Source organism: Vibrio furnissii CIP 102972 (assembly GCF_000176175.1).
GTDB lineage: Bacteria > Pseudomonadota > Gammaproteobacteria > Enterobacterales > Vibrionaceae > Vibrio > Vibrio furnissii.
The window spans coordinates 195,268-217,731 of sequence record NZ_ACZP01000014.1; the positions used below are offsets into that span (position 1 = coordinate 195,268).

Here is a 22,464-nt window from a genome sequence, read left to right on the forward strand (position 1 = left end):
AAATCGCATTATGGGAATGCGGTGTTACGCTATCTCATTGAAAAAGCGCAAATCACCACACTTAAAGATAGGCGATTTGCGCCAAGTTGCACGCCAGAAATCTCGTTATGACTCGGGGTCTTTTTTATCTGGCTGATTGAGTTTCTGAAACAAGCCTTCCATCAATGTCGTTGGCATGGGAAACAGAATGGTCGAGCTTTTCTCACCCGCGATTTCCGTCAGCGTTTGCAGGTAGCGCAGCAATATCGCGTTCGGCTCTGCCGCCAAGCGATTCGCCGCTTCCACCAGTTTTTCAGACGCTTCCATTTCCCCCGAGGCGTGAATCACTTTCGCACGACGTGTCCGTTCCGCTTCGGCCTGACGGGCAATGGCGCGAATCATCGACTCGTTCAAATCAACGTGTTTGATTTCTACATTCGACACCTTAATGCCCCACCCTTCCGTACGCGCATCCAGAATCGCCTGAATGTCCGCATTGAGCATTTCGCGGTTGGCCAGCATTTCATCCAGCTCATGTTGACCAAGCACCGATCGCAAGGTGGTTTGCGCCAATTGAGACGTAGCTTGGAGATAGTTTTCTACGTTGATGATCGCCTTTTGCGAATCGACAACGCGAAAATAGATCACGGCATTGACGCGCACCGAAACGTTGTCACGGCTGATGACGTCCTGACTCGGCACATCCATCACAACGGTGCGCAGATCCACCCGCACCATTTGTTGAATGACCGGAATAACGATAATCAGCCCCGGACCTTTGACCTTCTGGAAGCGGCCAAGAAAGAAAATCACGCCACGCTCATACTCGCGTAAAATTCGAAACAGCCGCACGGCAATCAGCACGATCAACACCAGAAGCAGAATCGGTGTCAGCAGCTCAGTGTTTACTGGAATAGCCGGCATAGCCGCCTCCTTATTTTTTGGTCACTTGTAAGGTCAACCCGTCTACGGCAACCACCCGAATCAGGTCACCTTTGCGCAGCGGGACATCGCTCAGCGCTTCCCAGCGCTCCCCATCGACATGGACAAAACCTTGGCCTTCAAAGCTATCGAGCGCCATGCCTTCCATCCCCAACATTGCTTCCTGGCCGCTCACCACCTGTTTTCGTCTCAGCTCCATCACTCGGCTGAGAACGAAGATGATCAGCGCCGCCGAGACGGCCGCGATACTGTAAATCAGCCCCAGAGACACTTGCAGTTCCGGCAAATCGCTGTCGATCAAAAACACCGAACCAAGCACAAATGCCACGATTCCACCGATGCCCAGTAAACCGAAACTTGGCAGAAACGATTCAGCAATAAACAGCGCGATCCCGAGCAGCATGAGTCCCATGCCGACGTAGTTCACCGGCAGCAGTTGGAAGGCATAGAGCGCAATTAACAATGAAATCGCCCCGGTGATGCCAGCAATACCGAAGCTTGGGGTGTAGAACTCAAGCAGCAGACCGTACACGCCAATCATCATCAGGATATAAGCCACATTCGGGTCGGTGATGGTGGCAAGAAACTGATTGCGCAGATCCGGCTCGCGAGTCTCGAGTTGTGCCTTATCGACATGGAGACTGACAGCGCGGTGATTCACATCCAGCGTTTGTCCGTTCACGGCATTCAGTAAATCCTGCGGCGATTCGGCCATCACATTGATGACATTCATCTCCAACGCTTCAATCGCAGACAACGTCGCCGCATCGCGCACCGCTTTTTCAGCCCATTCCACATTGCGCCCGCGCAGCTGTGCCAGCGAACGAATGTAGGCAATCGAATCATTGAGTACCTTTTTCTCCATCGCGGTCGGTTCGCTCGGTTTATCCTGCTGCTCACCGCCACCTGGCGACGGGCCGCCAATTTGAACCGGGGTTGCAGCGCCGAGCGTGGTCGCTGGCGCCATCGCAGCAATGTGGCAGGCATAGAGAATGTAGGTACCGGCACTGGCGGCGCGTGCGCCCGGCGGATAGACCAGACACAACACCGGAATGTCGGAGGCGAGAATATGTTGGTTAATGTCGCGAAGGGTCGAGCTGAGGCCGCCCGGGGTGTCGAGCGTCACAATCACGGCTGGGGTATTCACTTGCTGATTGGCGCGCTGAAGCTCTTTGATGACGTAATCCCCTACAGCAGGGCCGATGGCACCACTGATGGCGATCACTGGAACGGTTTGAGAAGGCGCCGCTGGCGCATTCGTTGTATCAGCCGTCGCCAGTGTTGAAAAACTCAGAAGGCTGGTGAGCAGCACTTCCATCACCCGACGATACATACGCAGTTCCGATACAAAACTCTACTTTGAGTGTAGTCGAAAATGCGCACTCAGTCGGGCGACGCGATTTAATCGTGCAATTTGGCGCCTTTAAACACTTTATCGACTTGCTTCTTCTCGCCAAACATCGCCAGCCCAACCAACGGTAATTGCTCGCTCGTGTATTGGCTGACCGTTTGGCGGTTCGCTTCGTCATGACCGGAGGCGAACATGTCTTCGACAAAAATCGCCGTCTCCGCTTGCGCGCGATTGGCGCGTTGAATAAACGTAGCGAGCTTTTCTCGGCTCGCTTTGAGCACAATGATCGGCTGCACGCACAGAGGCAGGTATGCGTTGCCTGAAGCATCGCGATAACACTCCCCAGTTTTCACTTGCGGGCTACCGGTCACGCCGCCGGACAGAAAACTGACCACATTCAATTTCTGCCAAGTTGGCAAATCGTCCGCCACCACAATGGCGAATTTGGTATCAAACTGCATGCTCTTTCCCTTTGAATAGACTTGATTCATGATGGTGTTATAAAAACGCGCTCAGCCCCATGCTCACGGCCACGAACATCAGAAACAGCGCCATGAGCTTATTGATGATGGTGAGGTAACTCGCCTGACGAATGTTGTTGCCCAGCAGTCGACCGAAGATGAAATAAGACCAAGGCGCGCCAAAGGCAAACACCGCAAGCCCCACACACCAAGCAAATAAGCTCACACCTGCAATCCCCGCCGCAGGAAACTGTACCGTTGCGACAGGCAGCGCAACCGTGATGCCTTTGGGATTGAGCAGTTGCATCATCAATCCATCGCGAAATGTCAGCGCGCGCACTTCGTTATTTTTATCTTCACCGCTGTTGCCTTGAATCACTTGCGCGCGGAAGATTTTGATGGCCAGCCAGAAGATATACAGCCCGCCTAGCACTGATGCACCTTGCAGCAGCGATTCATTCATGATGCGCTCGCCAATCAAGGAAACGCTAAAAAACAGGATGAACATCGCGACGGCAACGCCGAAAAAGAAGCCAAAAATACGTTGTTGTTTTTGAATGCCATGATTGAGGCCAATAGCATTCACCGGCCCAGGCGTGTACATCACGCCAAAGGCATAAAGAATTATGTCTGTCATGGGGTGCTCTGAGAGTGGTTAAGATTGACGAATCAGACGATTCGTTGTCGTTAAGAGTCAGCTATCGCTGGCGTGCAGTTGTCGCTGATATTGATGCGGCGTGATGCCAAACACCCGTTTGAATTTGCGATTGAGATGGCTGACATCCGCAAAGCCTAAGTCGATTGCCACATCCGACGCTTTGTCGCCCACTTCCAGCGCTTGCTTGGCGCGGTTCACCCGGCAATTGAGTACGAACTGATGCGGCGTCATACCGAACTGTTCGTTAAACAGGCGGATAAAGTGGAATTTCGACATGTTGGCAGCTTGGCAAATGTCATCCACACTCAGCTTTTGATCGAGGTTGCTGAGGATGTACTCTTTCGCGCGCAGCAGAAGCGTATCTTTGCGGCCATGATCATGTCCGGCGTTGAGCGAGCCGCCCCCCAAGCGGAGCATCGATTGGGCAATCGCCAGCAGCGCCGCTTCTTCCTCTAATGCAGACAACGTCGGTTGGCGCATCATCTGGCTCAAATTCAGCACTTGATGGCGCAGCACTTCATCATGAAACAGCGATTGCTTGAGGCGTGCCTGATCGGGCGTAATTTGTCCCAAAGATTGCATCATCGCCATCAGCGTGTGCTGCGGAATATAAAGCATCTCGTATTCCAGCGCCGAGCGTTCCCCCGCGCAGCCGTCATGCACCTGCTCCGGGTTAAAGATCATCACATTGCCGACATTGCTTTTGTGATACGCGCCGCCGCTGAAAAAATCCTGACGCCCTTTGCGAGTCACACCAATGCTGTACTCTTCATGAGCATGCTTATCGTAGCTGAACTCCTTCATTCGGGCAGAAAAGGCGCTCAGACCATCGGTATGCTGGCTGGGAAGATACTGAAACTGCTCTTGCATGAGGTTCATTCACTCGCGTTCATCAATAGAGCCAGTATAGAAACGCGCGCCGCGATTGAATAGAACAAAATTGCGAACTTTCACGACGAAAAAGCCAGAGACAAAAAAAGCGAACCCGAGTAAAAAGGCCACGCGTGCCGAATCACTTTGTAAGCAGATGGTGAGGTATTTCTAGCAGCCACGCTTAGATGATTGAGTCAACACACGCTTTTCGTACCGTCTTCTGAAACTCTCGGACCGTTACTTCACCTTTTATTTTGGGTTCATCTTCTTCTTCATCGAAATAAACCAACGGGTCGACAACGTCCTCGTCTTTAAGCTCAACATCTATAGCCGCTTCCACATCAACAACCACAAGTATGATGCCATAAACATCCGCTTCAAAATTCTGATCATAGAAGGTCTTATCCAGCTCGATGTCATCCGAATGAACATCAAAAACCTTCGCCATTGCTTCTAATACTTTCGCATTTACTGCATCACAGTTAGCCGCCAAAACAATATTTGAGTACGAAATAGCTAACATTGAGCAGGCGATAAGTTTCAGATATTTCATGTTTTCCTCGTTGAGACCTAACCGTGTCTTCAACAGACATTGTCTATAAAATTTGTTCATCCAATGCAGATACCGTAGCAGCATACGGCTCTGCCTGTCTTTACGCGCAGGCTGTTATTATGCGCAGGCGTTGCGACGGTCTATTCCTTACAAAGCATAAAAAAGCGAACCCGAAGGTTCGCTTAAACATCATACGATGTGTGGAGCAATGCGTGTGATTACAGCAGCGCAACCGATTGTTGAGCAATCACGAACTCTTCGTTGGTTGGAATCACCATCGCCAATTTAGAGTCGGCTGTTGTCACAGTACCTGACTGACCAAAGCGCGCCGCCGCATTGCCAGCTTCGTCTTCTTGGTAGCCAAATACTTTTAGATACTTCAGGATTTCGCTGCGAATTGGCAGTGAGTTTTCACCAATCCCACCGGTGAACACAATGGCATCCACTTCTTCACCAATCGCGACCATGTATGAACCGATGTATTTGGCCACGCGGTAAGTAAAGATATCAAACGCCAGTTTGGCACGTGGGTTGCCGTTGTCCATCGCTTCCAGCACGCCACGAGCATCGCTGGTGATGCCAGACACGCCAAGGAAACCTGATTTTTTGTTCAGCATTTCAAACAGTTCTTCTTGTTTCCAGCCTTTGCGGAACAAGAATTCGATCACGCTTGGGTCCAAATCACCACAACGTGTGCCCATCATCAGGCCGGCAAGCGGTGTTAAGCCCATGCTGGTGTCAATGCATTGACCATTTTTAATCGCACTGACTGACGCGCCGTTACCAAGGTGAACCGTAATGAAGTTGCTTTCTTCAACAGGTTTGTTGATGGCTTTCGCGGCCTCACGGCTCACGTAGTAGTGGCTTGTGCCGTGTGCGCCATAACGACGAACTTTATGCTCTTGGTACAGCTCGTATGGCAGCGCGTAAACGAACGCTTTCTCTGGCATGGTTTGGTGGAAAGCCGTGTCGAAAACAGCAAATTGAGGCAGATTCGGGAACGCTTCCATCGCTGCGCGCATACCCGCCGCGTTGGCTTTGTTGTGCAGTGGGGCCAGTTCAGCAAGACGTTCAACGTCAGCAATCACAGACTCATCCACTCGAACTGTTTCTTTAAAGGTTTCGCCACCTGCAACGATGCGGTGACCCACAGCGACAAACTTAGAACTTAGGCCCAGCGTTTCAAGCAGAGCCACCACGCGGTTGACTGCGTATTTGTGATGGTTCCCGCCAGCAGGAATCGCTTCTTCGGTTTTCTCACCTTGATATTTCCAGCTAATGACCGCTTCTGGCAAACCAAAGCATTCACCAAGACCTGACACCAATGCATCACCCGATTGAGAATCGATGACTGCGAATTTAAGTGAGGAGCTACCTGAGTTGATGACCAACACATACGAGTTCGACATGGGTTTGTATCCTGTTTCCGACTGAGAGTTCGAAGCTTGAGCTTCTCCATTTACGGTTACCATTATTCAATAATTTTTGAATCTTTCAACTTTGTTTTAGTCTTTTCTGTGATTGAAACGGTTTTTTGTTGATCTTTGACAAGCATTTATTTTTTTTGAGGGCGGAATTATTTCGACCTGTCACAGATTGGTGCATAAAAAAGGCCCCGACCATCACGGGCGGAGCCTTTGTTTCCTAGCTTTTCTTGATGTTGTTATGAATATTATTTTAGTGTTTATGCAACCAGAATCTCATCCCAGTCGAGTTGAATCGGTTCACGGCGGGCAAACATCACAATATGTTCGTTGATGATTGCTTGCTGCACCGCGACCTTTTCTTCACTGTCGCTCTGGCAAACAAAAGTCAGACACTGCTGCGCGTCGTCGAGTGACAAAGTCGTCACACCGGATGGAAATTCCACACGGCCTTGCACCTCATCCCATTGCGCGGGGACTTTTCGGGCAAAATGGCGGCAAAGGGTCACCAAATATTTGGCGACGTGTTCAGAGTGTAATTCGGCTTTAGCTTGGTATTGCATCACTTATCCTTCATGCTGCCCGCACGCTCGCGGGCAAAGGGTTAGAACTGGTACGAGGCGGAAATTTTCACGCTGCGACCCGGTTCGTAATCATTCATTGTCCCTGCGCGAGCGTTCACCCCGGTGCGGGAGGCGTGGGACACATACAGCTCGTCAAAGATATTATCGATACCAAAGGTGACGGTCAGATCAGGCACGGCGTAAGGCATCCACTGCGCGTACAGGTTGTGCGTGTCATACCCTTCTTTCTTATCGCTGTCCTCTTCGACGTTGGTTTCATCCAGCACCACGATAGATGTCCAACCAAACAGTGTGTCGATGGTATCAGCGTGGTAGCCAAGGTTCAGAGCAATGCTGTCACCCATGTCGGCGCTTCGGCCGTTGGCATCCAGCATTGGGCCGCCGTTTGATTTGTCACGGGTGTCAGCGCGTGAGTAAGACAGACGTGAGCTAAACGCTTGGTAGGCGTACGTCGCACTCACTTCAAAGCCTTTAATCACCACATCACCGGCATTCTCAAAACGATATCCAGACACAGCACCGTCATAAGTTTGCGTGATGTAATCGTCGATTTCAGTGCGGAACATGGTCAGGTTCGCGGCGATGAAGTGATCATCAATGCGCTTATCAAAACGCACACCACCTTGCGTGTTCAGACCCGATTCGGCTTTGATGCCGTCTGCCAGATAAGAAGTTTGCTGATACATCACGAATGATTCCAGCAGCTCTGGAGCATTAAACAGCGAACGCGCGTTCGCAAACAGTGTCCAATCGGAATCAACCGCCCATTCGGTGCCTAACGACCAAGTGACGTCATCAAAGCTCTTGGTTTCGCTCACCGCTTTGCGCTTCACATCGTCGTAGCGCAGACCTGCCGTGATGTTCCAACTCTCGGTCAATGACAGCGTGTTTTCCGCGAAAATGGCGTTCGACAAGCGAGACTCATCCATGTATGACGCGCCGGCGTACGTGCTCTTGCTGGTTTGGTCGACCACGTCAGCGCCGTAAACCACGCGGTTATCTAAGCTCAGCAGTTGATAATCAGACTGGAACTTGGCACTCAAGCCCACGTTGCGGTTAGTAGCAGTGTTGGTCGCTTTAGGACGCGGCCAATTGCCCGTGATATGGCTTTCATCACGTTCGATTTCGGTTTCGCTGCTGTACAGCGTGACGGTGCCGCTGTGCTTTTCTTTTGTCAGTTTGTATGACGCAGTGACAGTGTCACGATTATATTTGGTTGGCAGCAGGTCATCAGCTGTCAGGTTGGTGTTCGCTGAACCGTTCATATCCGGACGTGGGCTGTAATCGCCGTCATCGCGGTACACGTCATAGGCCAATTGAAAGCGGTGACCCGGTGCCGGTTCAAAACCAACTTTCCCCAAAATGTTATAGGTATCGCCTTCCACACCAAACGTCTTATCGCCGTTGCCGTTTTCGAAGTCACCGCGAGAGATGCCTTGTGCGTAAAGCATGGCGTCGACTTTATCACTCAGTTGACCGTACACGGTCACCGAGCCTTGCTCGCTGTCATTGGAGTTGTAACCGCCAAACACGCGAACCCCGAACTTCTCGTTGCCGCGCAGCAGATCTTTGGCATCTTTGGTTTCGAAATAGACCGCGCCGCCAAGGCCACTTTGCGTCACCGAGTTGTTACCCACTTGAATATCGGCTGATTTTAAAATGTCTGGGTTCAACGTGAGGTTGCCGATGTGGTGGAACATGTTGGCGTGCTGTGATGCGCCATCCAGACGAATATCGAGATCCGTTTCGTTCAGGCCACGAATGTTGATGCGTTGGTTGACCGAGTGTGTCCCGCCGACATCCACACCGGGAATGTCGCGCAGTAGGTCGGACATATGATCCGCCTGTTTCAAACTGAGGTCATCTGTGCCCAGAGATTCTGAACTACTTGATACTTTTGTGCCCCAAACCACGACGTTGTCGGCCTGAGTCTCTTCTTGTTGGGCAAAAGCCATATTGCTTAGCGCAGCGCCGATCGCCAAACAGACCACTGACTTGTGAATAGAACGCATTTTCTACATTCCTTATGTTTTAGTTATGAAAATACAAATGATAATAATTCGCAAGCATGTTAGAGTGACGCCCATAGAATGAGAAGATCAATAGGTTATGCAAAACCGCATAACACTTATGAGAAATAACCGTATGTCAGTCAGTCAACGTCAGGAAATCCCCCCAAAAAAGGTCACGATGACCCGAAAACTGCAACAGGATGATAAGCAGATTATTGTCAGTCACGGCCAGAGGCACGCTGCCACATTGGCCGAAGGATCGTACATCAGCTATAGCAATGAAGGCGCTTTTCGTTTGCATGGCGGGATCAGCCACGAACTGACGAATTCCAATGTGATCGCCACAACACCGGCGTCCGTGATCATCACCTTGCTGTTGGAAGGTCGTTTGATCTTTGGTTACGACGATCTGGAGTTTGATTTAGATGCCGCCACGCAAGCACAAGGCGTGATTGTCAACTTCACGCAGCCTGCAAGCTTTCGTCGCCAACTGCAAAAAGACAATCAGGTGGTCAAACTCAACATCATTCTCGAACAAGCCTGGCTGAGTAAACGCATTGGCACCCCCTGCCCGCTGACGCAGTTTATTCAGCAAGACAAAGCGTGTTGTGCGCTGACTTTGAGTGAAGCGATGGTGCAAGGCGTGCGACGTGTGTTGGCCATGCCAAAGCCGCAAACCTTATTGGAAACATTACATTTGGAGCACGCGGCCATTGATCTGGTGCTAAGCGCGGTTGCGCAGATCCCCCCACAATCAGACGTGGCAATGCCGCCCACAGAAGTACGCGGTTACTGCTCGCAAATGGGCCAGATTGTCCACTTTCTGGATCAGCACCTGTACGAGGAATTACCACTCGATGCACTGGCGCAGCATATGGCGATGAGCACCTCGAACCTGCAACGCCGATTCAAGCAGCAAATGGGCATGACGGTGGCAAACTATGTGCGCCAACGACGCCTCAACAACGCCCGTCAACAACTTGAGCGTGGCTACGTAACCATCACCGAAGCGGCGTATGAAGCGGGTTATCATCACCCGTCCAACTTTACAGCGGCATTTAAAAAAGCCTTTGGTGAATCACCGCAGGCTTTTATGACTAACTTGTCTTCGGAAGCGTTGGCCTAAGCACAAGACCAGCAGGCATCAGTGCGTGTGGTACAAACACATGCGCTTGCCTTCAATTTCCAATACACGGAATGGCGTTTCGTAGATATCACCCAGCACGTCTTCGCGAATCACCTCTTCCACACTGCCCGTCGCCACCACTTCGCCTTTCTTAAGCGCAATGATGCAATCGGAGTAGCAGGACGCAAAGTTGATGTCGTGGATCACCACCACAACAGCTTTATTCAGCTCGTGCGCCAAACGTTGAATCGTCGCCATGATTTGCAGCGAATGTTTGATATCGAGGTTATTCAATGGCTCATCGAGGAACACATAATCGGTATCTTGGGCGATCACCATGGCAATGAAGGCCAATTGGCGCTGACCGCCGCTCAGCTCATCGAGGTATTTGTGTTGAATGCTTTGCAGATCCAGATAAGCGATAGATTGATCGATCACGTCCTGATCACGCGCATCTAATTTGCCTTGTGAATAAGGGAAACGGCCGAACGACACCAACTCGCGCACCGTAAAACGCATCGTCAGTGTATTGGCCTGACGCAGCACCGACAGCTTTCTCGCCAGCGCTTTGGTATCCCAATCCACCAGCTCTTTGCTGTCGATCCACACTTTCCCTTCGTCGCGATTCACCAAGCGGCTCGCCATCGAGAGCAGCGTACTTTTCCCGGCACCATTGGGGCCGATAATAGACGTGACCTTGCCTTTTTCAAACTCAGCGCTGGCGTCTTTCACCACCGCGTGTTGGCCAAATATTTTTGTCAGTTTATCGAGTTGAATCATCGCTAGACCACTTTGTTACGAATCAGAAGAGACAGGAAGTAGATGCCACCAACGAAGTTGATGATGACGCTGAGTGTGGTGCCAAAATAGAACACTTTTTCGACGATCCACTGACCAGCCAGCAGCGCAAATACCGACATCGCCGAGCAGGCAATCAGCAGCACGCGATGCTGATAAGATTTAAACCATTCGCGCGTCAGGTTGGTGACCAAAATGCCGAAGAACATGATCGGGCCAATCAGTGCCGTTGAGATAGAAATCAGCACTGCGCTCAGCATCAACACATTCCGCGTGGTTTTACGCACATCCACCCCAAGGCTGACGGCGTTGTCGTTATCCAACCAGAACACATCCAGCACGCGGTGCATGCGAAACAGCAAGTAAGAAACCGCGAGCAGCAGCGGCGTGGCAAAGTACACCAAGCTCACTTTCACGTTGTTAAAGCTGGCAAACATGTTGGCTTGCACCGAGGCAAAATCGTTCGGGTCCATCAGCATAATGAGAAAGGAAGCGATATTGGAGAACAACTGCCCCAGAATCACGCCCAGCAGCAGCAACGCAATCAGGTTGCGCTTCTCTTTGCTGAAATAGAACGTAAACAGCACGGTCGAAAAGCCCAGCATCGCCGCAACCGACAACGAGAAGTTGAGGTAAGCGTTCATCGCAAAGCTGCTCAAGCCACCAAACAGCGCCACAATCCCCACCTGGACAAACAGATACAAGGAATCAAAGCCCATGATGCTCGGCGTCAGGATGCGGTTGTGGGTGATGGTTTGAAATGCCAGCGACGACTGTGCAATCGCAATCCCAGCCAACACAATCGCCAGCACTTTGGGCACGCGGCGCGACAAGAAATACTGATAGTTATCTGGCGTCAGGCCGACACCGATAAATGCGGCGGCAAACACCATGGCCAGCACAATCAGCAGGGTGAGTTTGAGTTTATCGTGCATGGCGCTGGCCTCGCAGAATCAGCGCAATAAACGCCACACCACCAAAAATACTGATGATCATAGAAATTGGAACTTCATACGGGAAGATAATCACGCGGCCAATCAGGTCGCACAGCAGCACCAACAACGCGCCGAAAATGGCGGTGCGCGGAATGTTGAGTCGCAAGTTGTCGCCGTAGTAATAGCTCACCACGTTCGGCACAATCAGACCCAAAAATGGCAGCTGACCAACAATCATCACCACCGTCGCCGACATCACCGACACCAGACAGACGCCAATCACCAACACTTGCTGATAGTTCAGACCCAAGTTGACAGCAAAGTCTTTACCCATGCCGACAGCAGAAATGCGCGCGGCATACAGATAACTGAAGATCGCGACGGGAATGGCGATATACAACAATTCATAATTGCCTTTGAGCAGGTTGGCGAAGTTGGCCACCGCCCAGCCCGAGAGGTTTTGCACCGCGTCGTATTTGTAGGCGATGAACGTGGCCGCCGAGCTGACGACGTTGCCGAAAATGATCCCGACCAACGGCACAAAGATGGCATTCTTAAACTGAATGCGCTGGATGAACTGGACAAAAATCAGCGTGCCCGCCATCGAGACAGCGAAAATCAACCACAAGTTGTTGCCATCGCCAAAGATAACGAGGCTTAACACGTAGCCCAACATCGCACACTCGATGGTGCCGGACGTAGACGGCGCGGCAAAACGGTTCTGGCTGATTTGCTGCATGATCAGGCCCGCGATACTTAACCCCGCACCGGCCAGTAAGACGGCAAGAAGACGTGGCGCACGGCTGGTCAACAGCAGGTTCCAACTGTTGGCATCGCCATTCATCAAGGCGATAAAAGACAAATCGCCCACCCCCACAAATAGTGAAGATAGGCTAATCAGCACAAAAACAAGCAATAATCTTTTCAAAACTAACCTCAGCTTGCTGGCTTGCAGCCTGCGCGTTCAGCAGGCTGCGCCATCGCTTATTACAGCAGACCGATCGACTGCTTCATGTCCACCACCATTTGTTCGGTCGCTTTCACGCCGGAAATAGAGATGTACCAAGCATTGAGGTCAAGGTAAGTCATGTGTTGGTTTTTGTAAGCGTCGGTCGCTTTCACCAGATCGTTTTCAAACTCGCGATGGGTGTTGCTCTTGCCCTTGTTAACCAGTTTGTCGCGGTCGATGATAAACAGCGTTTGCGGGTTGTGTTCACGAATGAATTCGTAAGAGATCAGGTCACCATGGCGGCCGCCCTGCTTGACCTTCACATTTTCGTGGAAACCGAAGTCACGATAAATCGCCGAGAAACGCGATTCAGCACCGAACGTTGTTAGATTGCCCCCGGAACTCATCACGGTGAGCGCGTTCACTTCATGCGTTTGCGTGTAATCCTTCACCGCTTTGAACTGCGCGTTGATTTCCGCAATTTTGGCATTCACTTGATCTTCGATGCCGAAAACCTTGCCTAGGTTTTGCCACTGTTCCTGCGTGCTTTCCCAGTAGCCTTTGCTGTCGTCAGCAGCAAACACGATGGTCGGTGCAATCTTCGACAATTCGCCGTAACTGGTGGCTGCACGTGGGCCGATGATGATGACATCTGGCTTCTGCATGTAGATTGATTCGAAATCCGGTTCAAACAACGAGCCCGCTTGACCGTATTGATTGCCTTTGTATTTCTCAAGATACGGGGGCAACTGAGGAACTTTTGAAACCGCTACCGGCTGAATCCCGAAACTGTCGACGGCATCCAACACACCCAGACCAATCACCACCACGCGTTGTGGTTTCTGCTCGAGCGTGGTTTTCCCCATCTGGTGTTCAATGGTTACCTGCGCCGCATGGGCAGAGAAAGACATCACCAAGGCCAAAGACGTCAAACTGAGAACGGATTTCATAATCTTCCTTTTTATTAATTATTGCGATGAATTTTGATAAGCATTCGCATTAAGATGGCGCAACTATACCCATATCGAAGTGTTGCCGCAACTGAGTTGCGTCACTTCTGTTTGTAAATCTGTGTAAAAGAAGGAAGATGTTGATCTGACGTTAAATAACATCAGATCAACCGGTGATTTATGCGGCTTGAACAGCAGAAAATGTGAACGTTTTACAATGCGTATCATCGACGTGCGTGATGGTTTGTGGCGCCACGATGAGCCACCCCGGTTCACTGTCGAGCGGTTCCGATGCGAGAATAATGCCGTCGTCCACCACTTTCGTGAACACGGTCGGTGGGTGTTGGTCTGAACTGTAACGCACCAACCAGAACTGCTGACCATCGGAAATACAAATCGAAGCTTTGAACGGCGTCTGCACTCCCTTCTCGCTCATCACCTGTTCAATCTCGGCGATGGTGAGGCGAATCGCCTCCACTGGGTTGTCGATCAATCCATTTTTCATCATCAGCAAAAAGATCAATTCGCTGTCGGTGGTTCCGGTACGTTTGACGTACAGCGATTCTGGCAACAAACGCTCCAGCGTGTATTTCACTTTGTCATATTCGCCAATCTGACCGTTGTGCAGAAACATCCAGTTATCCAAGATAAACGGATGGCAATTGCGACGCGATACCTGCGTGCCGGTGGACGAACGCACGTGCGCCATAAACCGGTGCGACCGAATATGATGCGCGAGTGAGCGCAGGTTTTCGTCGCTCCACGCGGGAAGCACTTCATGAAATTGCCCGGGCGTACTGCGTTCCGTGTACCACCCCAACCCAAACCCATCGGCATTCACGCGCGTTACCGCTTTGCGCGCTTCAATACTTTGATGAACCAAGGAGTGTTCCGGTTGATAAACCAGTTGATCGAGATAGATAGGATGGCCTTGATAGGCGAGCCAGCGGCACATGACAAATACGTCCTCCAGACAGCAAGATGCTTCAATTAACCACGTTTATCAAACGCAGGCAATATCCAGACAAAAATTGTTTTTATTGCCCATCCAAGCGTCAATTTTATCGACCATGGTTGCACTTAATTCGAGCAAGAATCACTGTTCTCATCAGGGTTGCACCACCATAAAGCAAGGTATTCATTTGTTTACATTTTCCACAGGCAAATCCATAGATAATAAATATGAATCGAGTTCAAACTTTCGTCACCCGCGTTTTGCACGCCTTGTTGAGTCAACCGTTAGTTATTTTATCAATCTCAGTGATCCCTCAAATTAAAGTAAAAACTCTAAAACACTTGATTGGCCGACGTTGTCACAATCATTCCTGCAGATTAATTAAGTTATTTATCTATTAAATATTTAAACATCATGAATAATTAAATAACTGACTCATCAATATTAATCTTTATTTCATGTTCACTGATTCTGTGTAATTTGGAATGGCTATTTCAGAGATCCATTCTTTCATCTTGTCGATGAAATAACCTCGCTATAAATTGTTACAAATATTTCACACACGTAGAGTTGACTTGATGAAGGTTATTTTTACATCCCTATTCATGCTGGCAACCGTTCAAGCCCATGCCCATGTTAGTACCACCGCACAGCCCGATGACGAACGTTTACTCGCGGCCTTAATTGAGCGTGGTGTGATTTGCCAAGGGCTCACGGCCGAACAACAACAACGTGCGTTAACGATTTATTTAAATAAAAAACACAACAACAAAAATCCCAATCATAAAGAAACCAATTCTTCTTCAGACCCTAACCCGACTGAACACTGTATTTCTCCGGACACCGAATAAATACATAAAAAAGAATTCATGCAGGCAGCGTTTTCTGTCGGCATGTTTGCACCATAAATATGGGAAATAATAAGGAAATAGAATGAAAAACATGAGGAAAACCTTGCTTGCCTCCGCAGTGGCTTCTTGGTTTAGCGTCGGTGCATTGGCACAAACCCCGGTGGACATGGGGGTCGTTAACGAAGACAAATTGATCGACATGTTGGTCCGCAACGGCACCGTGAGCGCAGATGCAACCGCAGCAGAAAAACGTCACGCATTGGATCTTTATCTCGAGAGCAAAATTCGCTCCGGCTTTAAAGGTGACGCTCAGTTTGGCAAAAAGGCGCTGGAACAACGCGCAAAAGTGCTGAAGGTGATCAAGAAAGAAAAAGGCATGCACAAAGCCAGTGTGTTCGCGCTGGAAATTGGCCAGCAGCGAACCGATAAAGTGCTGGCGTTGCTGATTGACTTCCCAGATCTGCCGTGGAACGACAACCAGCTCACCAAAGCGCATACCGAAATGCTCTACGACAATTACGATGCCGCGCACTATCAGGATTTGCTGTTTTCAGACACCGGCTACGCCGGACCGAATGGTGAAAACCTGATCTCGATGCGTCAGTACTACCAAAATGAATCAGGCAAGAGTTACAGCGTGGCAGGTCAAGCCGCAGGCTGGTATCGCGCCTCCAAAAATGCAGCTTATTACGGTGGCAACTCGCCAGCAACCGACAGTGATATGCACGCACAAGAACTGGTGCGTGAAGCGTTGGATCAACTGGCGCAAGATCCCAACATCAACCTTGCAGACTACGATGTCGAAGACCGTTACGACTACGATGGCGACGGCAACTACCGTGAGCCCGATGGCGTCATTGATCACCTGATGGTGTTCCACGCCTCTGTGGGCGAGGAAGCCGGTGGGGGCGTGCTGGGCGCGGATGCAATTTGGTCCCACCGCTACAACCTCGGCCAGTATCATGTCTTAAAAGGCACCAGCAGCACCGTACCGGGACGCTTTAATGGTCAATACGCCGCGTACGATTACACCATTCAGCCGATTGATGCCGCGGCCGGGGTATGTGCCCACGAATATGGCCACGATTTGGGCCTGCCGGATGAATACGACACCCAATACACGGGCAAAGGTGAACCGGTCTCTTACTGGTCCATCATGTCGTCTGGCAGCTGGGCGGGTAAAATCGGCGGCACGCAGCCCACCGCGTTCTCCGCGTGGTCCAAGCAATTTCTACAAACCGCAATTGGCGGCCGCTGGATCAACGACGACCAGATTTCCATCGACGATCTGAAAAAAGGCGCGCGCACCTTTACCCTGTTCCAAACCACCGACAACGCACGTCCGAACTTGGTGAAAGTGAATCTGCCGATGAAACGCACTGAAGGCATTCAGCCGTACGAAGGCCAATACGCGTTTTACTCCAACAAAGGCGACAGTCTAAACAACCGCATGAGTCGTCAAATTACGATTCCAGCGGGCAGCAGCGCGATGCTGACGTTTAAAGCGTGGTATCAGATTGAACAAGATTACGACTTTGCACGCGTGTTGATTAACGGCCAGCCGATTCAAGGCAACATCACGTCGATGGATGACCCGAATAACACAGGCCTCGCACCAGCCATTGGGGGGGAGTCAAACGGTTGGGTGGATGCGCAGTTCGATTTGTCGGCGTGGGTAGGCCAAACGGTTGAGCTGGGTTTTGACTATGTGACAGATGGCGGTCTGGCGATGGAAGGATTGTACATCGACAATCTGGCGCTGGATGTCGACGGCAGCATCACTGCGCTAGATGATGCAGAAAACGGTTCAACGTTTGCGCTCAACGGCTACACCACCAACGACGGGTTCCACGAAGCCAACCATTATTACCTGCTGCAATGGCGCAGCCACAACAACGTCGATGAAGGTTTGGCCAACATCAAACGCATGGGTCAGTTGATCAGCTTTGAACCGGGTCTGCTGGTGTGGTATGTGGATGAATCGTACAAAGACAACTGGGTCGGTAAACACCCAGGTGAAGGCTGGCTCGGCGTGGTCGATGCAGACCAAAACGCGATGGTGTGGTCGAACAGCGGTGAAGCGGCGCAAACCCGATTCCAAGTGCGTGACGCTGCTTTCTCACTGTTTGACCAAGCGCCAATGCGTCTAGAAAGTGCCGATGGTGATGTGCTGGAAGATGTGAGCTTGATTGGCAACGCCAACTTCGCCGATGGTCAAGATTACAGCTCGCCGCTCGCACCAGATTCTGGCCGTTTACTGACTGAATTTGGCCTGCAAATCGACATCGTGAATCAGAGCCAAGACAATGAATTTGGTGTGGTTCGTCTGTCACGCGCCAACACGGCCAATGTGCCGCCAACCGCGAACTTCGAACTGGATGTGAATGGTCTGAGCGTCAATGCGCACAACCACAGTCAAGATTCGGATGGCGAACTGGCCAGCTACGCGTGGGATTTTGGCAACGGCGAAACCAGTGATGCCATGGCACCAAGTTGGCGTTATGACGCCGCGGGCACCTACACCGTTCGCCTCACCGTGACCGATGATCAGGGTGAGAGCGACACTGTCACTCAAACCATTACCGTCGTGCAACCGAACCTGCCGCCACAAGCGAGCGCACGTTATGTGCATTTGGGTCGCTGGGTCACCATGTGGTCAACCAGCAGCGACAGCGATGGTCGCATCGTCGACACCGAATGGACGCTGCCGAACGGCAAAATTAAACGGGGTCGTGTGTTTACCGCCATTCTGCCGCGCGCAAGCGAGCAGGTCGTCACACTCAAAGTGATGGACGATGACGGCGCAAGCACCACCACCACCATTTCTCTTGATCTGTAAGTCCCACCTTATGTTTCTTGCATAGAAACAGTTGAGCGCAACGCCCGTTGCGCTCTTTTTTTGCTCATCGCGCTGTACTTTTTTGCGGTCATTGTTTTTTGCGGTCATTGTTTTTGCGATCATTGTTATTGCGTTTGCATGCGTTCCAACGCTTCCACTCTACGCCATTGCTTGGCATCAAAGCGCGCTTCACGCAACGCGGTAATTTGCTGCGTTTTTTGCGCCTCACTCAAGTGACTGTCGGCAAGCAGTGCCGCGCGCTCTGCCAGATAAACCGCCAACGTCTGCTGAAACTGCGTGCGCTGCGCATCCAATGCACTCAAGCGCTCTGCGCCAGCTTCTCCCACCGCCGCGACGCGAGCAAGATAACGCGACTGTTCATCATTATCGCCATCTGCGTTGTAGAGTCGGTTCACCAAATCGGTATTGTGTTCACTGCGCTGAATATAATCGGCTTGCTCTGCCACAACGCTTTGCCATTGCGATTTGGCATCTGCAACATCGCTGGCCTCACCAGCAATTCGCAGCTTTTCCATCGCCAGATGCCGGAGCTGATTCTCTTCGCCAAACAAATGCTGTTGTTGCTCCGACGTAAAAAACTGTAATTGCAACGCGAGGATCTGCTGATTGAGCGCCGATAGTGCGGCGTGATCCAGCGCGTTAATGGGCACCGACGGTTCAAGCTCCGCCAACGCCTGTTTATAGCGAACAAATTGCTCAAACAGCGCCCCATCGACCAAAAAGCCGTTGGTTTGCTGCTCGTAATTGGCGACGTGGTGCTCTATCGCCTTTAAATCGCCTTCTCCCAAACCAGACACAAAATAGTCGAGCAGATCTCGCGGTGAAGATTCATCCAACTCGGTATCGCTTTGCGACGCCACCTGCATCGCAACCGGTGGCGCGGCGTCGGAAGGCCAAAAGGCCGCACTGAGGCTCCCCAATACGGCCACTATTCCTAAACACAGTGCGGTCTTTTGCATGTCGACTCCTTACAAACCTTGCAGTTTCAAACGATTAGCGTGCTGGCGGTACAAAGTAACAGGGTCAGTTTCAAACAGGTGATGAATACCGAGCAAGCCGTTGATTTCATCCAAATGATTCATGGCGTAATCGTCTCGAATCACCTGGCCTAAATGGGCACTGCACGCCCCCACCAAGCCGTCACTCGGGCCATCAAACGCCAGCCCTAACACGGTCATCGCCGCATCGGTAGGATCAAGCGCGTTGGTAAACGTTGATGCACCAGTCCACGAGTAATAACGCACGCCGTTTACTTCATAATCGCCTTCGCCGCATGCCGTCGCGGGAATGCCTTCCGGGTAGTTTTGGTTGAACGCCAGTGAGCCTTCCGTGGTCAGCGCATCCAGCGATGCCAACGCATCTTGTTCCAGATCGCCACCCCCAGAGAGCAGATTGATCAGCGCCACCAACCCATCGGCCAATTTAACCGCTAAGGCTTCCGTGACTGAGTCTTGCGGAATGGTATTGCGCACCAAATCCGCTACCGCCGAGCCTTTATTCACGCCGCCAATACTGGTGGCCGAGGCGACTAAGTCGGGACGAACCGAGGCCACGTAACGCACCGTCGGACCGCCATGACTATGGCCCATCAAGTTGACTTTTTCCGCGCCCGTGGCAGCCAGCAGCGTTTCGACCTGCGCCAAGAGCTGTTCACCGCGTAATTCGGTGCTGTTGGTGGCAGACACCTGCGCGACATACACCGTTGCGCCATCTTTGGTTAATGATTGCGGAATACCGTAGAAGTAATCCACGCCAGCCAAGGTATCGAAACCAAACAACCCATGAACCAGCACGATGGGGTATTTGGTGTGGGTATAGCCTGTTTGATCGAGCGCACTTGCACTGGTGGCGGCCAGTGACAACGAGCTGAACAGGCAGAGAGCAGAAAGTAATAGTTTATTTTTCAAATGATCTTCCTTCTTATTCGGGGATCGGCGCCTGAGAACAAGGCGCAGACATCGGACCTCTGAGGAGCAATCTAACGTTAGAAGAAAGAGACAAATTTACCGATGACCACAAACGCGCTTCGTGAAGCGGAGTCCATATTCAACAGATTCAATAAACATCATCAACGTAATTCCAATAAAACATAGAACGCTTGAATGAAAGACAAGAAGGGAAAGAGGAAGGGAACGAGGAAGAAAACGAGAAGGCAGCGCCACGTGCCGATCGCACGCAGCGCCTATCGATATTACGCCAGTTTAAACTGCGCCATTTCGTGGTTCAGGTCAGCGACTTGTTCACGCACTTGCTGCGAGGTTTGGTTGGAACGCTGGCTGATCGCCGCCACATCTTCCACCGCATGCGTCACACCATGCATCAGGCTGGTGATCGCTTGGGTGGCTTGCGTCTGCTGCTCTGCCGCGCTGGTCAGCTGTGCCATTTGATCGTTCAGCATCGCAATCTGTGTCGTGGTGGATTCCAGCTTCACCACCGCTTCTTCGATGTGCTGCGCGCCGACGCCAGCAATTTGCTGACCTTGCTGAATCTCGTTCACCACCGAAGCGGTCGACGACTGAATCGCCTGCACAATCTGGTTAATCTCGGTGGTCGATTGCGTGGTGCGCGTGGCCAGCAAACGGACTTCATCCGCCACCACCGCAAACCCGCGACCATAGTCACCCGCCCGCGCCGCTTCAATGGCAGCGTTCAAGGCCAGCAAGTTGGTTTGCTCCGCCAAGCCTTCAATCACTTCGGTCACTTTGCCAATCGCTGCACTTTCCTGACTGAGTTGGCTCACCAGCACGTTGGCGTTTTCAATCGTCTCATGCAGCGTCTGCATGGTCTGTTTGTTGCGAACCAGCGACGCTTTCCCCTGTGCAATTTCGCGTTGTGATGCCGACAGCGTGTCAACCGAACGCTGCGCCTGCTCCAATGTGTGCGTGGTCGATTGCGCGACATCGGATAACTCTGCGTCCATTTCGGTAATGTGTTGCTGCTGGTTTTTCACCTGCGTTAGGGTCTGCTGGCTGGAATCAAGCAGCGCAGTCATGCTCTCGCTCACCTGATTGGCTTTGTCGGTCACGCCGCGCACAATGCCCGCCAAAGAGGCGTTCATGCGGTTGATTGATTCAGTGAGTGCCGACAGTTCATCATTGCCCTGTACGGCGAGCGGTTGCTGCGACACATCGCCTGCGGCAATGCGCTGCGCGCGCTGTGAAATCTCCGATACGCGGCGGCCAATGCTGCGCCCCATGTAATTGGATATCGCCAATGCTGCAACAATCACCAGTACCAGCGCGACAACCAGAAACGTCAGCACTTGATGAATGGACGCTTCAATGCCCTGCCCACTGCGATCAGCCTTTTGCTGTTGCGCGGCCACCACATTGTCTAAGCTCGCAGCCAGCGCACTGGCCGCAGGGAGCAGCTTTTGAGCCATCTCTTGGTTGGCCACGTTCCAATCCGGTGACTGGCGCAGCGCAATGGTTTGATCTGCCAAGGGGAAATAGAGCTGCTGCATCTCTTTGAACAGATCCCACAATGAGCGGTCGCTGTCGTCTAGCAGATCGAGTTTGTCTTCAATCTCACGGACCGACTGATTGTGCGCCTTGATAAAGTCGTGATACTTGCTCAAATATTCCGGCTTGCCATAAAGCAAAAAATCGCGCATCGCCGATAACGAGTTGGCCAACGAGTTGTAGCTGTCGGCATACACTTTAAACAGGCGCTTGCGGTCATCGCCCTCTTTCTTCGACGCTTCGTCGTTGATCAAGCCTTGAATCTGATCCAGCGCGACTTCTGCAATCGGCGCAGCTTCGTTGATAAAGAGGTTATGCGCTGGCAAGTTTTCCGGGCTGTGCGCCAGTTCGATAATCTGATGGACGGAGGTTTTCACCGCATCCCATTGCTCAACCACCGTTTGATAATCCTGCGCAGCAATCAGCGTTTCGAGCACCGGCAAGCTCTCATCGGTTTGCGCGATGATGGTATTTAACTGCTGTTTGAGCGTTTCACCCGCGGCTTCGTCACTGCCCAACAACATATAGGCGCGCACGCTGGATAACGTGGCTTGAATCGATTGTTGAATGCCGCGACTGGTGTCGACGGTCGGCAAATCAGAATTCAGAAGGGATTGCGTGTGGCGTTCTAATACCGACACACTGCGATAGGTCATCGCGGCAGACGCGACAAATAAAAGGGCCAACAACAAAAAACTGAGCTGCAACTTCCCTGAAATCGTTAGCTTCATCCATAAGCTCC

General features: G+C 51.5%; 20 protein-coding genes. 3 read left to right on the forward strand and 17 right to left on the reverse strand.

The genetic code is table 11. The features are described 5' to 3' along the window. Positions 1-105 precede the first annotated feature (105 nt). The 9 genes from VFA_RS11150 to VFA_RS11190 form a co-directional block, all read right to left on the reverse strand. Complete coding sequence (locus tag VFA_RS11150; protein WP_004726927.1) at positions 106-903, reverse strand: slipin family protein; 798 nt, start codon at positions 901-903, stop codon at positions 106-108. Between the two features lie 10 nt (positions 904-913). After that, positions 914-2,254 (reverse strand): NfeD family protein, encoded by a 1,341-nt coding sequence (locus tag VFA_RS11155; RefSeq protein ID WP_004726928.1) that lies wholly within the window; start codon positions 2,252-2,254, stop codon positions 914-916. Between the two features lie 68 nt (positions 2,255-2,322). Then, positions 2,323-2,733: a DUF2000 family protein gene (locus VFA_RS11160; protein WP_004726929.1), complete on the reverse strand. Its 411-nt coding sequence runs from the start codon at positions 2,731-2,733 to the stop codon at positions 2,323-2,325. A gap of 37 nt (positions 2,734-2,770) precedes the next feature. Continuing rightward, complete coding sequence (locus VFA_RS11165) at positions 2,771-3,370, reverse strand: LysE family translocator (protein WP_038151619.1); 600 nt, start codon at positions 3,368-3,370, stop codon at positions 2,771-2,773. 57 nt (positions 3,371-3,427) lie between these two features. Next, positions 3,428-4,261 (reverse strand): helix-turn-helix domain-containing protein, encoded by an 834-nt coding sequence (locus VFA_RS11170; protein WP_004726931.1) that lies wholly within the window; start codon positions 4,259-4,261, stop codon positions 3,428-3,430. Between the two features lie 184 nt (positions 4,262-4,445). Beyond that, positions 4,446-4,817, reverse strand: coding sequence for a hypothetical protein (locus VFA_RS11175; protein ID WP_004726933.1), 372 nt, complete (start codon positions 4,815-4,817; stop codon positions 4,446-4,448). Between the two features lie 218 nt (positions 4,818-5,035). Continuing rightward, positions 5,036-6,226, reverse strand: a complete 1,191-nt coding sequence (locus VFA_RS11180; protein ID WP_004726934.1) for an acetate/propionate family kinase — start codon at positions 6,224-6,226, stop codon at positions 5,036-5,038. 275 nt (positions 6,227-6,501) lie between these two features. Then, positions 6,502-6,804, reverse strand: coding sequence for a DUF2218 domain-containing protein (locus VFA_RS11185; RefSeq protein ID WP_004726935.1), 303 nt, complete (start codon positions 6,802-6,804; stop codon positions 6,502-6,504). A gap of 41 nt (positions 6,805-6,845) precedes the next feature. Continuing rightward, positions 6,846-8,837 (reverse strand): TonB-dependent siderophore receptor, encoded by a 1,992-nt coding sequence (locus VFA_RS11190; protein WP_004726936.1) that lies wholly within the window; start codon positions 8,835-8,837, stop codon positions 6,846-6,848. 178 nt (positions 8,838-9,015) lie between these two features. Here VFA_RS11190 and VFA_RS11195 point away from each other — a divergent pair, with 178 nt between their 5' ends. After that, the gene (locus VFA_RS11195; RefSeq protein ID WP_004726937.1) at positions 9,016-9,963 is read left to right on the forward strand and encodes a helix-turn-helix transcriptional regulator; all 948 of its coding nucleotides are present in this window, start codon (positions 9,016-9,018) and stop codon (positions 9,961-9,963) included. Between the two features lie 18 nt (positions 9,964-9,981). On the opposite strand, the gene vctC is transcribed toward VFA_RS11195, so the two are convergent. The 5 genes from vctC to VFA_RS11220 form a co-directional block, all read right to left on the reverse strand. Further along, the gene (gene vctC / locus VFA_RS11200; protein WP_004726938.1) at positions 9,982-10,743 is read right to left on the reverse strand and encodes an iron chelate ABC transporter ATP-binding protein VctC; all 762 of its coding nucleotides are present in this window, start codon (positions 10,741-10,743) and stop codon (positions 9,982-9,984) included. A gap of 2 nt (positions 10,744-10,745) precedes the next feature. After that, entirely contained in the window at positions 10,746-11,696 is a 951-nt protein-coding gene (gene vctG / locus VFA_RS11205) for an iron chelate uptake ABC transporter permease subunit VctG (RefSeq protein WP_004726939.1), read from the reverse strand. Then, on the reverse strand, positions 11,686-12,624 hold the full coding sequence (vctD, locus tag VFA_RS11210) for an iron chelate uptake ABC transporter permease subunit VctD (protein ID WP_038151623.1): 939 nt from the start codon (positions 12,622-12,624) through the stop codon (positions 11,686-11,688). Before vctD ends, vctG begins: the two co-directional genes overlap by 11 nt. Before the next feature lie 59 nt (positions 12,625-12,683). Next, entirely contained in the window at positions 12,684-13,595 is a 912-nt protein-coding gene (locus VFA_RS11215) for a siderophore ABC transporter substrate-binding protein (RefSeq protein ID WP_004726941.1), read from the reverse strand. 178 nt (positions 13,596-13,773) lie between these two features. Further along, positions 13,774-14,550, reverse strand: coding sequence for a class II glutamine amidotransferase (locus tag VFA_RS11220; protein ID WP_004726942.1), 777 nt, complete (start codon positions 14,548-14,550; stop codon positions 13,774-13,776). A 578-nt stretch (positions 14,551-15,128) separates the two neighbouring features. Here VFA_RS11220 and VFA_RS11225 point away from each other — a divergent pair. Both VFA_RS11225 and VFA_RS11230 read left to right on the forward strand, forming a co-directional pair. Beyond that, complete coding sequence (locus VFA_RS11225; protein ID WP_038151625.1) at positions 15,129-15,401, forward strand: hypothetical protein; 273 nt, start codon at positions 15,129-15,131, stop codon at positions 15,399-15,401. An 82-nt stretch (positions 15,402-15,483) separates the two neighbouring features. Continuing rightward, positions 15,484-18,240 (forward strand): immune inhibitor A domain-containing protein, encoded by a 2,757-nt coding sequence (locus VFA_RS11230; protein WP_004726944.1) that lies wholly within the window; start codon positions 15,484-15,486, stop codon positions 18,238-18,240. Between the two features lie 125 nt (positions 18,241-18,365). On the opposite strand, the gene VFA_RS11235 is transcribed toward VFA_RS11230, so the two are convergent. The 3 genes from VFA_RS11235 to VFA_RS11245 form a co-directional block, all read right to left on the reverse strand. Further along, positions 18,366-19,220: a lipase secretion chaperone gene (locus VFA_RS11235; protein WP_004726945.1), complete on the reverse strand. Its 855-nt coding sequence runs from the start codon at positions 19,218-19,220 to the stop codon at positions 18,366-18,368. Positions 19,221-19,229: 9 nt separating this feature from the next. Beyond that, positions 19,230-20,168 (reverse strand): lipase family alpha/beta hydrolase, encoded by a 939-nt coding sequence (locus tag VFA_RS11240; RefSeq protein WP_004726946.1) that lies wholly within the window; start codon positions 20,166-20,168, stop codon positions 19,230-19,232. Positions 20,169-20,452: 284 nt separating this feature from the next. Next, entirely contained in the window at positions 20,453-22,453 is a 2,001-nt protein-coding gene (locus tag VFA_RS11245; RefSeq protein ID WP_004726947.1) for a methyl-accepting chemotaxis protein, read from the reverse strand. Positions 22,454-22,464 lie beyond the last annotated feature (11 nt).